Below are 14336 nucleotides of genomic sequence, written 5' to 3'. Positions count from 1 at the left end.
AACCGGAGCCGAAATCAGTTCCACATATGGACGGCTATGAGCCGGCCTGTACCCCCCTGCGCCAGCATGTTCATCCAGTTACCCTGGTAGAGCTGCAAACCGCCGCCGCCGGGTCCCCGAAGCGTCCAGCGGCCCGACACGACGAGAGCCGCATCCTTCGCTAGTACGTCAGCGACCTCCACGGCGTAGTCGCGAAAGCCCTGTGCCCGGATGTCGGCGAAAAACGCACAGATCGTTTCGACGCCGAAGACCGTGGATCGCCCGGGCGGCACGATCCGCGCATCCTGGGTGTAGAAGCGGGCCAGATCGGCGGGCCTCCCAGTGTTGAATGTCCGGGCCCATTCATCGACGAGTGCCTGTACCTCTCGCTGCATATCGAATGATTTCCTCTTCAATTGCCCACGACGCCATTGTGGGCGACGGCCTGCTGCCGCGCCGTCCCAAGCAACGGCCAAAACAGCCAGTCCTCCAGCGGACAGAGCGATACGGCGGCCTCATCTGTGTCGATCGGCCGGATTCGCACACTGTCCGGCGAAGGATAGTCGAGCATGACGCGCCTCGCGCCAAGGCGACGGGCAAAGCTCTGCGAACCGGAGACCGTTTCGACCTGAAGCACCGGTCCCTGCTCGTTGGTGAGCAGAAGGCGCGATCGGCCCCGCTCTCTCCGTGCCGCCTGAGGAAACGCTTCGGGCGGCATGTCGGTCAGATAGTAGATGACGGTGTCCGGTGTGGTAAGGCGCCCGAGGCGTGCGAACCAGTTTCGCCGGAGCGGCAGCAGCACCAAGCTGACGCCGTGCGCCCGGCGCAGCAGATCCGCGACAATGCGCAGCCGAGGCTCCGGCCGCTGACCCTGATGCAACAGCACCACCTGGCCGAATCTCCGGTTCTTGCCAATGAACGCCGCAAGCTGAAACAGCACGGAGAAGACGCAGACGTGGTGGATAGTGTCGACCCAGAGCGGACCGTCGTAATCGAGCCCGCGCGCCTCGCGAACACGCAGCGCGTTCTCAACTGCGCCCAAATATCTCATTGCCTGGTCCGTCGACATGTTCTGCAGGACGATCGGCTCGAACGCGAAATCAATGATGTTCAGCGCCGCTTTCCGGTTGACGGCGTCAGACAGGCCCGCGACGCCGCTGCGCGCGCGCAAGAGCACATGGTCGAGGCGACCGCCGTCGACCTGCGCGATCAGGCGGTCGCGCACGTGGCGGCTCTCCCTGCTGGCGGCAAAGGCGCTGGAGACGAGGCTATCGAATCTGTCGGCAGTCAGATCGAAAGCGCTGGCCGGGGGGATCGCGTTCACGGCGTTATGCTCTCCAACGCCTGACCTCCCTCGGCCGGCGCGCGCGAGGGCGCAGCCTCGAGGGCCGATTCGCCGGCAAACAGCATCGCGGTGTCGATATTCCGTCCGTGCAGCGCGCTCACCTTCTCCAGCACGCGCGCCTGGGCGGCTTGCAGCGAGTCCAGTGAATGACGCTCGCCGGATTGCTTGGCTTCTACGGTTGCTTCCTCGGGCAGCCATTTTTCGGCCGAGACCACCCCGAGATCCTTGGCGCGGCTGAAGATGTATTCAGCCGTGTTCCATTTCCAGCTTGGGCACGGCAACGCCGCTTCAGCCGGACTACTGTAGACGAAACGGTGTGCACAGAAGCCGCCGCACATCGGCAAGATCTTGCAGGATGCGCAAACCGGACTGTCGAATGGCGTCCATTGCGACCACAGGCTTGCGTTCACGCTACCGTGGAGCTTGTCTGGCTCGAAGATGCTGCCCGTCCGCTTGCTGGGATCGTGTGCCGTCTCCCAGCATTTATGCACGTCCCCCTCGCCCGACACGACATAGCCGCCATGTGAGGCTGCCACGCACATCCCGGCGAAGCCGTTCGACGGCGCCTGGATGGAGGCGAAACCGAGACGCCTCGCGCGCTCCTCAAGGGCGAGCACCTTGCGATTGAATTCCGCACGGGAGAGCCTTTCTTCGTAGGCGCTGCCGCTCTCAGGTGTCGAAGCCTCGATGGGCGCGAAATAGACGCTGAAGTTGCCGCGCCTGGCGAAGTTGCGCTCGACGAAACAATCGAGCATGGCGTTCACATTGTCGACGTTGCTCTGACCGACATTGACGCGCGCATTGATCGAGATCGCAGTCTGGTCCAGCGCCTCGCCGATATTGTCGAGGATGCGGTCGAAGGTGCCATGCCCTGACGTCAGAGGCCGCATCCTGTCGTGCGTCCCGCGATCGCCATCGACGGTCACCTGCACCCAGCGGACTCTGCGGGAGTAGAGCTGAGCGGCCATTTCACCGTTCAGGAACCAAGCATTGGAGACGATTCCGGCGCTGTAAGAAATCTTGTGCTTGTCGCAGTAGGAAATCAGCAGGTCTGACAAGCGAAAGATCGAGTCCTTGCCCATCAGGGGTTCGCCGCCGTACCAGACGATATTCAGCGATTTGAGATCTTTTTTTGCCTTCACGAACTCGACGATGGCGTTCTGCACGTCGGGCTTCATCCGCGTCGTCGGCTTGTTCAGGCCCTGGAAGCAGTAACCGCAGGCGAAATTGCAGGCCATGGTCGGCGCAATCGTGAGCGTGAGACTGCCCTTGGCGCTTCTCGTCGCCTCATAGCTGTCGCGCACGACGGCCAGCTCATCGACCATGGCGCCCACCACGTGACCGCCGCCGACGAGTGCTTCGAGCAACAGTCGATCGTTCACCTGTCCGCTTGAGAAGGCTGATCGTTTGGCCAATTCGCGATAGATCTGAGCCTCACCATCGGACAGCAGGATGAGCGACCGCGTCCGCGAATTGAAAAGCAGCGCGGACTCATCGGCTAGCCTGACCGGAATGTCGTAACGCGAGACCTTGTAGCGGCTCGCCGCCGCCTCCCGCTGGCGCCCGTGAACACCCGACAGCACCTGTTTGGCCGCCGCCTCCAATGCGTCGGCTCGCGCGGGATCCCGCGCCAGCAACGCGACCTCCGTCGCCTGCTGTTCGACGTCCTGGGAAACCTGGCATTCGAAATCTGGCATCGGATGATCCCGTCCTGCTTAGTGCTGTTGCGACGGAGCGGATCGTGCCGCCGCGACATGCGCCAATGTCGTCTCCGCCAGATCGGCAAGCATGCCGTTCCACAAGGCAAGAAACACGTCCGCCCGGACCGAAGAGTCGACGATGGCAAGGCCAGAGGCGTCATCGCGCGGCAACCCGGTCAGCGTGACTACACGCCTGTTGACGGCCATGGTGGTGAAATCTCCATGGCGACCGATCCCTGCCAGGCGCAGCGCGAAGCGGCCGCCGAGCGCCTCGAGATGGTGTACGTCGTAGCGCTGCGGCAGCAATCCGAGCATCAGATGGCGGAAGAACGCAAAATTTCCCGCCGCTCCGGCCGGGCTGCGCCATGTTCCTTCCAGCAGCACTTCCGGCGTAAGGCGCACGCCTGCCATGAAGCTCGAAAGCGCGATCGGGCTCGACGCGTAGCGTCGACCCGCCGCCGCGATCTCGCGCATGGTAATGCGCGCGGTAGAGTTGCGCATGTCGATCATCAGCATGACGGCAGCACCGGGATGACGTTCACCGCGCAGAACGAAATTGGATCGAGCACCGGTGCATCGACGCCGCAGACGCCACCGAGATTGGCGGCGCAGACGCCCGTATCGACTCCGCAGGCGTCGGCGCCCGCCTTGGCGGCGCAAGCATCTGCATCGGCCGCGCAGGCATCAAGCGACGCGTTGGCAGCGCAGGCGTCGGCATCGGCGGCGCAAGCATCGGCAGACGCGTTGGCTGCACAGGCATCCGCGTCGGCCGCGCAGGCCTCGGCAACGGCGTCGGCCGCGCAGGCCGCAGCGTCCGCGGCGCAGGCTTCGACGGCCGCATCGGCACCACAAGCATTGGCGTCTGCCGCGCAAGCTTCAGCGCCCGCATCAGCGCCACAAACATTGCCGTCAGCCCCGCAAGCTTCAACGGTGGCATCCGCGCCGCACACATTGCCATCGGCGACACAGGCCTCCGCGCCTCCATCGACGCCGCACGCATTGCCATCGGCCGCACAAGCTTCGATGGTCGCATCTGCTGCGCAAGCGTTGCCGTCGACGCCGCAGGCGTCCGCCCCGACATTGGTGCCGCAGGCATCTCCATCGGCAGCGCAGGTGTGGATCGTGCCGTCAGTCCCGCAGACGCTCCCATCTGTCCCGCACGCGCCGGCACTGCCCTTGGCGCCGCAGGCCAGATTGCCGTCGACCCCGCAGAGCTTCGGCCCGCTGTACTTCGAGCCGCAGTAACTTCCGTCGATCCCGCAGGCCTTTCCTTCCGTATACTTAGCGCCGCAGGTCGCATAGTTGACAGCGCAGACCGCGCCGGCCCTGGCGTTCGCCGCACAGGCGCTTGCCTTTGCGACGCACCCCGCTGCGCCGCCCGCCGCGGCTCCACACGCAGTAATGTCGGCGCCGCAAACCGTGCCGATCCCCGCAACGGCGGCACAGCCGCTTCCCTTGGCTCCGCACACGGTGCCTTCGCTGAGCTTGCCCGCACAGGGCGACGCGTTCAGGCCACAGGCGGTGCCGATGCCCACATCGAAGGCGCAGGGCGTGGTTGTATTTGCTGCACAGGCCGCGCCGGCGCTCGCATCGATGCCGCATGGCACGCCCGAGCCCGACGCCGGCTGCACGCCCGGCGCACCACCAGCAGGCGGCGCGCTCGGCGCCCCGGTCGCGGGCGGCGCACTTGGCGCGCCCGTGGGAGGCGGCACGCTCGGCGTGCCAGTTGAAGGCGGCGCGCTCGGTTGCGGCGGCGTACCCAGCGGCACACGGACGGTCTCGCCCGGATGGATCCGGTCCGGGTCACGGACCTGCGGATTGGCCTTGAGCACGTCGGGAAACGGACGATCATACTGGCGCGAAATGCTCCAGAGCGATTCGCCTTCCTTGACGCGATGCTCGACGACGTTGTCGTTGGCGGCATTGGACCCTGCCGGCCGGTGCTGGGCTGCCGATGCGCGGTCAATGCGAGAGCCATCATCGCGGGAAGCATCAACGCGCGGGGTGGCTGGCTGCGCCGCGCGCTGCAGGCTGTCCGACCAGGCCTGAGCGTCGCTGCTTTCCTCTTTCTTCGCCGGCCGCTGCGCGCGGGCGGCGAGAGGCCTGTCGACGACCTTCACCATTGTTCAATCCGCCAGTTGCTGACAATCGCCGCTGAAGCAGATCGCTCCGCTTCGACGACCCCCGATGGCTGCGCCATCATTTGTTACAGTTTTAGTGCGCTGACCTGACATCGACCTGACGAGGACGGAATTGCAGGTCAGGCGTTCGGGTCGCCTGTTTCCCTCAGTTCAAAATGGCCTCGCCGAACAGGACCCGTGCATAGTCGCGAAGCGCCGTCATGCTTCGCGGATTGGGATCTTCCATTCGCGCCGGGTACCAGCTTCCTGGCACGGGACGATATTCACCCCTGAAGCGGTGATCCTGCGGGTCGTAAAGGTAACTGCCGCCGAATGCCGGATCTTTGCCCGGAGGCGCCCACACGTTGCGATCGTTGGGTGCCGTAAGTTGGAAACGTCCCGACTCATCCTGATCGACCGTGTGCGCCTGGTCGACAAGTTCGCGCACCTTTGCAGGATCCATGCGGTTAAGCCGCTCCATCAACTGCTCGGGCGTCACGCCGAACTGCTTCGCGGTCGCTGCTAGCGCGGGACCGGCACTTCCGCCATCATTATTGCTGTAGTCCGACAACGCCGCAGCGATCTCGGGCCGATAACCGGCCGCCTCAAGGAATTCACGGCTCGGTCCCTCGAAGCGGGCCTTGTCCTTTGCATCATTATAAAAGTAGAGACCGATTGCCGACGCGAGCACCAGGCCCGCACCTACCGGGCCGCCCCAGGTCGCCAGCCAGCCGCCGCTCGAGGCGACCGAGCCGGCCGCCATCAGGAAGCCACCGCCGGCGCTCGTCGTGTAGAGACCGGAGGCAATCCAGTCACCGCGGGCGGCCGCATCGATGGCGAAGGCGCTGTCGATTAATCCGCCTCCGATCTTGAAGTACGTGCTGAACTTGACCCACCCCGGCTCGAGCGCAAGTCCGGTGCGGTTTGCCTTGGCGAGGATAGATGTCGAGAAGCGATCGGCGCCCGGAATGGTCCCGAGACCGAGCCAGCCGCGCTGCGCGCCGACAGCAAGCAGTTCGGCCGTTTCCTTGCCCGTGCCGATCGAATAGTAGACCGCCTTGGTCATGTTGAGGAGATGGCCGGGATCCTTTGCGAACTTGTCCCACGCCAGCGCGGCCTGGTAACCGTTGAAGGCAGCACCAAGGCCGTTCATGCTGCCAAGGAAGACGGATGCCTTCTTCGGATCGAGTTTGACGTCCTGGCCGGTTCCGAAAATGTCGCGGACTGTGTTCGAAGCCGTCGTTCCCGCCGACGGAATCGCGGCGGTCGTGCCGGCGCCGCGATCGACGACTGCACTCGAGGAGGACGGCTGCGACGTCATCAACGCATTGCCGAGTTCCTTGACAAAGCCTCTGGTGCTGCTGACCGATGAGTTCGGCGAAGCTGACGGCGACAATGTCCCCGCCTCCTGGCCGAGCACGATTCGCAGCACCTCCTTGCTGCCCTTATCGCTCAGCCCCATCGCGAATTGCGTTTCCTTGCTAGCGACGAACTCGTTGCGCGTTTCGGTCAGCCGCTCCGTGGTCGGCAGGCCCTGCAGTCGGGGCAATGCGTTGTTTAGCGCCATGCTGGTGCGCACCGCGCCATAGCCGAGACCATCGACCGCGTTGTATGTGCGATCAAAGTTGGGCAATAGGTCCGGGCGACTAGCGACGTATTCGACAGTAGCGCGATCGAGCTGCTCGGGCGACATCGTGCCCGACCAGTCGGCTCGCAGCCGGCTCACCTCCGCGGTCGCATCGCCAAAAGCCTTCACATCGTCTTCGATCCTGCCTTTCAGGAGCTCGACCCCGACCTGGGTAGCGCTGAGCAGGCTGTCGGCTTCGCCAGTCCGGCGTGCGTTCTTGAGCTGCGTTGCCATCTCCAGCGCCAGCGTCGCGCCGGTGCCGTCGCTGACCGATTGCATCACGGCTTCCTGATAGGCAGGCAGCGGATAGGCTGGGCTGTCTTGGAAGTGCGGCTGGAATTTCTCGCTCGGCAGGTGCCGCACCATGATATCGGCGACCTGCCGCGTCACCTCTGCGCCATCGTTGCCGCGCGCGGCATAGTCGGTCGCAGTAGCGATATTCTTGTAGACGCCGGCGACGTCCTGATACGGAATCGGACCGCCCTCGGTCAGGCTGCGCTTCATATCGGCGGCGACGCTGCCGATCGTCGGGAGGCTCGCCGCAACGATCCGCTCCGCCGTCTCCGGCGAGACGTTTTCCGTCTGCTGACGAAGCGCCTCGGCCGCCGCCTTCGCGTCGCCCGCCTGGTAGGCATTGCGCACGATATCGACAGCGGGTTGCACGGTCTTGTTGTAGGTCGCCTCGTCGACGATCGCCTTGAACGCGGCGTCTTCCGGACCATGCTCCTGGATCAAGGCGGCGCGGGCACCGATCGCCATTTCGCGCTGCTGGGGCGGCACTTGCCCGGCGACCCTGTCGAGCTGCCGCTCGATCTCCTCGCGTAGGGCCGTCCGCTGCGTTTCGAGATGCTGCTCGAGGCCGGCCAGCCGTGCCTGCCCGACAGGACCAGCGTTGCGCGCCGCATCGATCTCGCGTTGCGCCTGCGCGAGCGCGCCATACTTGTCCACGACGGTGCCTAGCGTGTCGCGAGTCCAACCTTGCTTGCGCCAATCCTCCGTCACGTTGCGATAAGCGGCTTCAATTGTTTCCCTGAGCTTGGGATCATCAGGGAGGTTTCGCTTGAGCTCGTCGAGCTGCGCGCGGACGGCCTCCTCGGGATAAGGCTTACCGGTCCCGATCAGGCGAAACTGGCCCTCGAGCTCCGTCTCGACATTGCCCCACGCAGTGCCCGCTGCGTTTCGCGCCTCCTGCAATTCCTTGTTGGTGGGACTTCGCCCGCCCGGCGTCGCATTCGGATCATGCGCCGTCGCTTCCAGCGACGCGACCGAGCGGTCGGCGGCCTGCGCATCGCCGACCAGTCCGCTCAGCTCCGACTGTGTCGTTCCGGTCTGTCGCCATTCCTTCTCGACCGTTGCCCGCGCGCTCTCTACCGTATCCTGATACTTCGGATCATCAGACCGGCCGCGTATTTCATCGAGCGCAGGCCTTGTCGCAACATCCGGAAGCGCCGTGTTGCGGCCCGCCTCGCGCAGTTCATTCTCCACCGAACGCTGAATGTCCCCCCAGCGCCGTGAAACCTCGCCGCGCGCGCTCTCCAATTCGATGCTGGCAAGCTTGCGCGCCGCCGGCGTGGAGTTGGGATCGCGCGCCAACCGTTCGAGCGACGCCACGTTTTCTTCCGCGCGATGCGCAGCAGCCACCTGGTCGCGTGCGGTCACAACGCGTGGATCGGCATTCGGCACAAAGGCGACATCGCCGGGCTTGATGCGGTCGGGATCGCGAAACTGCCTGTTGGCCTTCAGCACATCCGAGAACGGCGCGCGATATTCCTTTGAAATCCCGTAAAGCGTTTCGCCGGGCTTCACCTGATGCGGGATCTCGTTTCCTCGCACGCGTTGCGGATTTCCGTCGACGCGGCTGCGCTCCCGCTGTGTCTTCTGCAGAGCTGCATCGAACTGCGGATCCGTCTGCCCGGCAGTAGCCTGCTCCGGAGGCGTTCGCTGCTTATCCGTGACACTTCGTGCGGGACTTGCACCAGACATCGATTTTTCACTCCGGTCCACAACGAGAGCTAGGCGCCGCGACACGGCTGCACCTTCCTGATCGGCCGACTTCGATCAGCTACCGCGGTTTTTCGCTATTGAAGCTGATGACAAGCTGACTTGGGAAATACGCCAGTGGTCGCGTCAGCGCGGTGGCGAAGCCGAGCGTGCGACATTTTCAAATTCGGCCCGGCGTGCGTCGAAATCCTGCTTCTCGCCCACGCAAATCGTGGTCGTTCGCCCCTTCGGCGTTTCGACCAGCATGAAGAGGGTCCGAACATCCTGCGCCCGCGCCGGCAGACCAGGGCGCGGCTTGAAGTCCCCGATCATCGCAATGCCACCTATCCCGTTGACATTGAAGCGATCGGTGGCCGACACATCATAGTTGATAGCCACGGTCGCCCGCGCAAGATCGATCCAGCGCTGTCCTTCGACGATGTCGTTGATTTCGCTTTGCTTGAGTTCGGCATTTTGCGGAAGCGGCGTGAACGCGACCTGACAGCCCGTGTCGCGGTCGGATGGTTTCTTGACCTCGAATCGCACGACAAAAGTTGGCGTGGGAGCGAGGACGCGAGCGATGTAACCTTGGGGAGGATCGATCGCCAATCCCGTGCTTTCATCGCGCAATGGTTCGGCTGCGGCCGGCGAGATCAGTGCCAGCGCAAGACTTGCATCAAGACACATGCGGATCGGCCATCTCAACGCCATCACAATCCCTTGCACAACACATTGAAAAAAGGCATTGGCCCTGACGGAACCGACCGTCAGGGCCAATCACTTCAGGTCAATCAGGCGATAATCAGGCCGCCTGCTGGATGTTGTGCTGTCCGCTGTCCGCTCCGCCGAGCAGACGGCCAAGGAGCGACACGACCGTCGTCAGCGCATCCTTTTCATTCTGCGGCAGGTTGAGACGGCCGATCAGCGACGAGAGCGCACTCAGGATCTGGTCGAACGGGCTGCCGCCTGCTCCGGACTGCTGCTGGGCCGGAGCAGCTTCGTCTCCCTCATGGCTCCGCGGCGCCGCGATGGGCTGCGGCTGCTGGCCGCCACCGACGCTGCCCGCACCGTTCATCACGCGGCCGAGCAGTGATACCACGGTTTTGAGCGCTTCCTTCTCCTGCGGCGAGAGGTTCAGCCCGTCGATCACACCGTTGAGGTTCTGCAGGATCTGATCGTCAGTGCCGTTACCAGCGCCGTGGGTCGGCCCGGTTCCTGCGTAGCCGTCGATGTCCTTGATCTTGTTTCCGACGATCTCCTGGCCGTTCGGCAACACGAGATCATCGATCTCGCCGTTCTTCGTCTTCATGACCGTGCCGTCTTCATACTGCTGATCGAGCGCCCGTCCCTGTCCGGACTTCAGCTCGGTCTTCAGATTGCCGCGGAAGCCGGTCATCTCGGCAGCCTGGTCGCCGCGGGTAATCGCGACTTTTTCGATGAAGGTCTTGCCTTCGCCATTGGTCGGATCGATCGTGATCTTGGTGCCGTCGGGCAGTTCGAAGGTCGCAGCCTTGCGATGGAAGTCCGTCTTGTCACCGTCGCCGGTCTCGATATGGGGGTCACCCCAGACCTTGAACTTCTTGCCGGTCTGCTTGTCGGTGACTTCCAGCCGGCCACTCTGTTCGTTGCTGGCGGTGATGCAGTAGCGACCAGTGTCAACCGTATTGCCGTTGACCTTGAACGGCTCGCCGGATGAGCCGCCGCACGAACCACCGGAGCTCGGAGGCGTGGTCGGCTCAGTCGGTTCGGCCCCGCTGTTGCCATCGCAGCCGCAATGGCCACCGGGCCGACGCCCGCCGCCACCCAGAACATCGTCGCTGGCAAGCCGGCGCACGAGGCCGGAGAAGGTCTGGAGCGCCGAACCCTGCGCATTCGGGTCCTGGCCAGCCGACACAAAATCAAGCGCACCCGTGATCAACCGAACGCGCTCGCCATCGCTCCATTGAGCACCGGACTGGCCGGCGCTTTTGAGGATATTCGAGAAGATCGACGCCACGTCCTGCTGCTCGCACTGCTGGACGCCCCCACCCGCAAGTTGACTGAGGCGATCGGCATTGCCGATCATACGCTGTGCGACGTCTGAGATCATTTGCTTGCTCCTTCGCATCCCGTAATTGGTCAATCGCAAAACGACCGAACCTGGTTCCTGTCCGGCCTGCCGTTCCGAACAGGCCGCGGATCAATTTGATCGATGAACCCTAAAGCGTGGCACCGCTAACGGACTGCACGCCGGCTCATGGTCGTACGATAGGGGCGCAAGCTTTCGAGAACCTGACGGCGGCTGGGATCTCGCAGGCGTTGCGCACCGTCACGGAAGGACGCCGTGAACCTCGCGCCGGCAAGCCCGGCGTCGCTCCTCGAATGTCCTTCAAGAAAATGATCGCGTCGAAATACGGCCGGCAGCCGTCATCCGCCGTTGCAGCGGCCTACGCGGTCATTGCTGGCGCGCGCGTTCGGCTGCCGCGTCCAGCCGCGCGGACAGTTCGGTGTCATAAGCGAAGTTAGCGAAAAATTCGCCGTCCGGAGTCACCCGAAACGTTGCCTTGTTCCAAGATTCATGCGCACTCGATGTCATGATCGTCTGCAGCTTCTTGATCGCCTTGGCGACCGCATAATCGAGCCGATCGACGTCCAGATCGGCAACGCCACGCTCCTCAGGATCGCGCGTGAAGTCACCGGTAAATCCGGTTGATGTCTTCCAGACCTCGGCGTGCAACCGTATTTCCTTCCACGGCTCGTCGACCGCTTCCGCCAGCGCGTTCGCGATGAAATCGTAGATCTCCTCGACGGTACTCAATTCAGCCATCGCATCTGCTCCCGTCGGCGTCGTGCGGCCTATTCGGCCATATTGTCGAAGAAGCGCGTATGCTTCTTGCCATCGATCCAGAACGTCACCCGAAACGCTGCAGGCCGTTTTGAATCGCCATCGAACTCGGCACGGATTCGCGCATCTACTGTCTTGCCCTGCTGAAGCGCGGTCCGCCACTCCTGCTCCATGTTATACCAGTCGCCGCCGCCTCCGTTCAACTCGCGCGTCATCGGGTGATAATTGATCTGCTCGCCGGGGCCGTCGAACATCGCCGCGAACAGATGGCCGCCCTGGTCGCCCTCGACGGCGTCCTTGATGCCGCCGACCTCGGCTGCTTTCGCCTGCTGGTGCGTGTTGCGGTCGTGGCGGTTCAGACGGACTCGTCCCCTGGCTTCGACCACACGGCCGGCTTCGTCCGTCGTGTAGGTGTAGCGTCCCACAACATAATCGGTGTTGGGCTCCAGTTCACCGTTCAGCGCCTGATTCCAGCCATCAGCCTTGTTCCCCGGCTCGAGCACGATGCGCGGCCGTTCACCAGATTGGTTGCGCGTGTTTCGCGCTTCGATCACGGCACGGCCGGGATCACGCACGAACGAGCTGACATCTTCGGCGAGTTGATCGAGGTGCTGCTGATCGAGGGCGTTCTCGCGGATGATGTCGGCCCGTCGCTGCGTGCTAAGGTCAGGATCGGCCAGTTCACGCGATCGCGTTTCCACTCGCTCGCGGATCTTGCCGATATCGATCCGCGCAGCCCAGCCAACCGTGCCGGCCGGAGGCTCGCCATGCTCGGTAGAGAAGCTCTTGAGCTGGCCCTCGAGCGTGAGGCTTCGCTGGATATTCTGTGCGGTCACGACATGCAGGGTCGATATCGGCCGCTGTCGCTTGCGGACCGTGCCTGATGCCGCGGACGGCGCCCGTCGCCGGATCGTAGTCGATCCGAACTGCATTCCCCTTCAGCGACCCGTCCGGGACGACTTGCGGCGCGAAGTTGCGTAGCAGACCGTCGCGCACCGCAATGGGGTTGAACATGTCGCCGGGGCGTAAGCCTCCGGCGCGCATGGCGGCACCGGTGCCGGCAGCCCAGAAACCCATCGACAACAGCGATTGCGCGCGCTGCTCGCCCGACATCTCGTTCCAGTGGCGCGACAGATAGAGGCTCTCGTTTGCGATCGCCGCCGTATCGACGATCGCCGCGCCCGCCTGCACGTAACCATGAAGCGATGTCTCAACCGGCGCGATCGCCCGGCCGGCGCGGCCCAGTTGGGCCAGTCGCGCGGCGCTGCCAAATGCGCCAATCGATAAGGCACTTGCCCCGACATTCAGCCACAGCCCGCGCGCGGCCTCGTCGCTGAACGGATCAATCGACTGGCCATGTCCAGCGCGGTCGGCGAGTTCACTGCCGCTGCGGTACGCCCCCCATGCGCCCGCGCCGATCGCAACCGCGCCAGCCCCGATTACAACCGGCGTTGCAAGGCCCCCGGTGCCGACGATCAGCACGCCGCCGGCGACGATGCCGCCGACCAGCGCGACCTTGTCGACCACCTGGGTGAAGTGCTCACCGAAGCTATAAGGCGCTGCATGTGATCGCCGTCATCTCGTGGATGGCCGGCATGCTCTACCTGCCGCGGCTGTTCGTCTATCACTGTGAAGCCGAGGTCGGTTCAAAGCAGTCCGAGACCTTCAAGGTCATGGAATGGCGGCTCCTCAAGCTGATCATCAACCCCGCGATGATCGGACCGTCTTCGGCGTGTTGCCATGCTGGAGCGCGACGCTTCCATCAGGACGGGCGGTCAGATGTCCGCCGGATGGATAGGTCATCGATCCCGGCGGAAGCTGGTTGTTCTCCCGCCAGTCATCGAAGCTGTCGTAGGCGCGTCCGATATTGTCGACGAAGCGCTCGCGCCCATCCGCGCTGGTGACGCGAAACAGCGGGAGCTGGACCGGTCCCGTCTCTGCGCTCGAATAGGTGACCGGCAGAACAGTCACCTGTGCGTCGGCACCCCCGACCGCGCGAATCTGGTCGGTGACCGCACGAACCGCTGCAGCATGTTCGCCGCTGGCATAGAGCGAAAGCTCACCGCGCGATACGCCAGCCTGTGCTTGCGCAAAACTCGTGCCTGACGGCAGCGCGGGCGGCATGCCCATCGCAAAGCCGATGGTGTTGTCCAAATCCGTTCCGCGCAGGCGCTGCGGCGTGTCGCCACGAGCGGAGAGCAGGCGTTGCGCGGATGCCTGCGCCTGCGGTTCGACGATCGCGCGGTTGGTCCAGGGGTCGTCGGTCTGCCGCAGCGCATCGGCGGTGATCGCCGGATTCGTGCGGATGATTGCAAGTGCGTTCACGCGCGCCGCAAGGGGCGTCTTGTCGGCGCCCTGTGCGCCCAGCAGTTCGCGTCCCTGCGGGGTTTCGAGAATGCTGCCGAGCCGCTCCGCCTCTGCACGCTGCCGGGCAGGATCATCGGGATGCCACTCGCGCGCAAGCGCTTGCGCCATCGTCGCTCGCAAGACCGGCACGGTGCTGTAGTCGACCGCCGATGTTCCGGCGAAGGCGTTCTGTACGAACGCGCTCGCCGCTTCCGACTGATGTCCCTGATTGAGCGCCGACAAGGCACGCTCGCGCATCGACGCGGTCATCTGTCCGGCCAAGCCCGCCGATGCATCGGTCGAGAGCGCTCGCGCGAAGCCGGCCGCATCCTCAGGCCGCAGCCGGTTCAGCATGTTCCGTAGCGGCCCGAGATCGGTGGGAGCGCTTCCCGGCGGCCCCGATACGGCCGTGATG

At 64.2% G+C, this 14336-nt stretch carries 11 protein-coding genes and 2 pseudogenes; 1 reads left to right on the top strand and 12 read right to left on the bottom strand.

Annotation, left to right across the window (positions count from 1 at the left end; all coding sequences use genetic code 11):
- Positions 1–14: 14 nt before the first annotated feature.
- From J6524_RS16675 to J6524_RS16625, 11 genes and pseudogenes are all read right to left on the bottom strand, one after another.
- Complete coding sequence (locus J6524_RS16675; protein WP_225672365.1) at positions 15–374, bottom strand: YybH family protein; 360 nt, start codon at positions 372–374, stop codon at positions 15–17.
- A gap of 17 nt (positions 375–391) precedes the next feature.
- Positions 392–1303, bottom strand: coding sequence for a hypothetical protein (locus tag J6524_RS16670; protein WP_225672364.1), 912 nt, complete (start codon positions 1301–1303; stop codon positions 392–394).
- Complete coding sequence (locus tag J6524_RS16665) at positions 1300–3021, bottom strand: radical SAM/SPASM domain-containing protein (RefSeq protein ID WP_225672362.1); 1722 nt, start codon at positions 3019–3021, stop codon at positions 1300–1302. Before J6524_RS16665 ends, J6524_RS16670 begins: the two co-directional genes overlap by 4 nt.
- Positions 3022–3039: 18 nt before the next feature.
- Positions 3040–3540, bottom strand: a complete 501-nt coding sequence (locus J6524_RS16660; protein WP_225672360.1) for a hypothetical protein — start codon at positions 3538–3540, stop codon at positions 3040–3042.
- Positions 3534–5147 (bottom strand): LysM peptidoglycan-binding domain-containing protein, encoded by a 1614-nt coding sequence (locus tag J6524_RS16655; RefSeq protein ID WP_225672358.1) that lies wholly within the window; start codon positions 5145–5147, stop codon positions 3534–3536. Before J6524_RS16655 ends, J6524_RS16660 begins: the two co-directional genes overlap by 7 nt.
- Positions 5148–5310: 163 nt before the next feature.
- Entirely contained in the window at positions 5311–8754 is a 3444-nt protein-coding gene (locus J6524_RS16650; RefSeq protein WP_225672356.1) for a LysM peptidoglycan-binding domain-containing protein, read from the bottom strand.
- A gap of 144 nt (positions 8755–8898) precedes the next feature.
- Positions 8899–9528 carry a hypothetical protein gene (locus J6524_RS16645; RefSeq protein WP_225672354.1) on the bottom strand — a complete coding sequence of 210 codons (630 nt, stop codon included), beginning with the start codon at positions 9526–9528 and terminating at the stop codon, positions 8899–8901.
- Positions 9529–9553: 25 nt separating this feature from the next.
- Positions 9554–10840: a DUF1521 domain-containing protein gene (locus J6524_RS16640; RefSeq protein ID WP_225672352.1), complete on the bottom strand. Its 1287-nt coding sequence runs from the start codon at positions 10838–10840 to the stop codon at positions 9554–9556.
- A 345-nt stretch (positions 10841–11185) separates the two neighbouring features.
- A complete protein-coding gene (locus J6524_RS16635) occupies positions 11186–11557 on the bottom strand; it encodes an immunity protein YezG family protein (protein WP_225672350.1) in 372 nt (123 codons plus the stop codon).
- Positions 11558–11586: 29 nt separating this feature from the next.
- Positions 11587–12276: a DNA/RNA non-specific endonuclease gene (locus tag J6524_RS37695; RefSeq protein ID WP_225672348.1), complete on the bottom strand. Its 690-nt coding sequence runs from the start codon at positions 12274–12276 to the stop codon at positions 11587–11589.
- Positions 12257–13108, bottom strand: a pseudogene (locus J6524_RS16625) (DUF4781 domain-containing protein); the annotation flags it as partial. The gene J6524_RS37695 and the pseudogene J6524_RS16625, both read right to left, overlap by 20 nt.
- Positions 13109–13161: 53 nt before the next feature.
- On the opposite strand from J6524_RS16625, the pseudogene J6524_RS16620 reads away from it, so the two are divergent.
- Positions 13162–13293: pseudogene (locus tag J6524_RS16620) on the top strand (CopD family protein); the annotation flags it as partial.
- On the opposite strand, the gene J6524_RS16615 reads toward J6524_RS16620, so the two are convergent.
- Complete coding sequence (locus tag J6524_RS16615; protein WP_225672584.1) at positions 13277–13699, bottom strand: DUF4781 domain-containing protein; 423 nt, start codon at positions 13697–13699, stop codon at positions 13277–13279. The pseudogene J6524_RS16620 and the gene J6524_RS16615 overlap by 17 nt on opposite strands.
- Positions 13700–14336: the final 637 nt, after the last annotated feature.

The sequence above is a fragment of the Bradyrhizobium hereditatis genome (assembly GCF_020329435.1).
In the GTDB taxonomy this organism is placed as follows: domain Bacteria; phylum Pseudomonadota; class Alphaproteobacteria; order Rhizobiales; family Xanthobacteraceae; genus Bradyrhizobium; species Bradyrhizobium hereditatis.
Note: the sequence above shows the minus strand (reverse complement) of the source record. Positions and strands in the feature narration are given on the sequence as shown.

Coding starts and splice junctions, on each gene's coding strand:
- J6524_RS16675 (WP_225672365.1), bottom strand. CDS start 374: ATGCAGCGAGAGGTACAGGCACTCGTCGATGAATGGGCCCGGACATTC.
- J6524_RS16665 (WP_225672362.1), bottom strand. CDS start 3,021: ATGCCAGATTTCGAATGCCAGGTTTCCCAGGACGTCGAACAGCAGGCG.
- J6524_RS16660 (WP_225672360.1), bottom strand. CDS start 3,540: ATGCTGATGATCGACATGCGCAACTCTACCGCGCGCATTACCATGCGC.
- J6524_RS16655 (WP_225672358.1), bottom strand. CDS start 5,147: ATGGTGAAGGTCGTCGACAGGCCTCTCGCCGCCCGCGCGCAGCGGCCG.
- J6524_RS16650 (WP_225672356.1), bottom strand. CDS start 8,754: ATGTCTGGTGCAAGTCCCGCACGAAGTGTCACGGATAAGCAGCGAACG.
- J6524_RS16640 (WP_225672352.1), bottom strand. CDS start 10,840: ATGATCTCAGACGTCGCACAGCGTATGATCGGCAATGCCGATCGCCTC.
- J6524_RS16635 (WP_225672350.1), bottom strand. CDS start 11,557: ATGGCTGAATTGAGTACCGTCGAGGAGATCTACGATTTCATCGCGAAC.
- J6524_RS16615 (WP_225672584.1), bottom strand. CDS start 13,699: ATGCCGCCCGCGCTGCCGTCAGGCACGAGTTTTGCGCAAGCACAGGCT.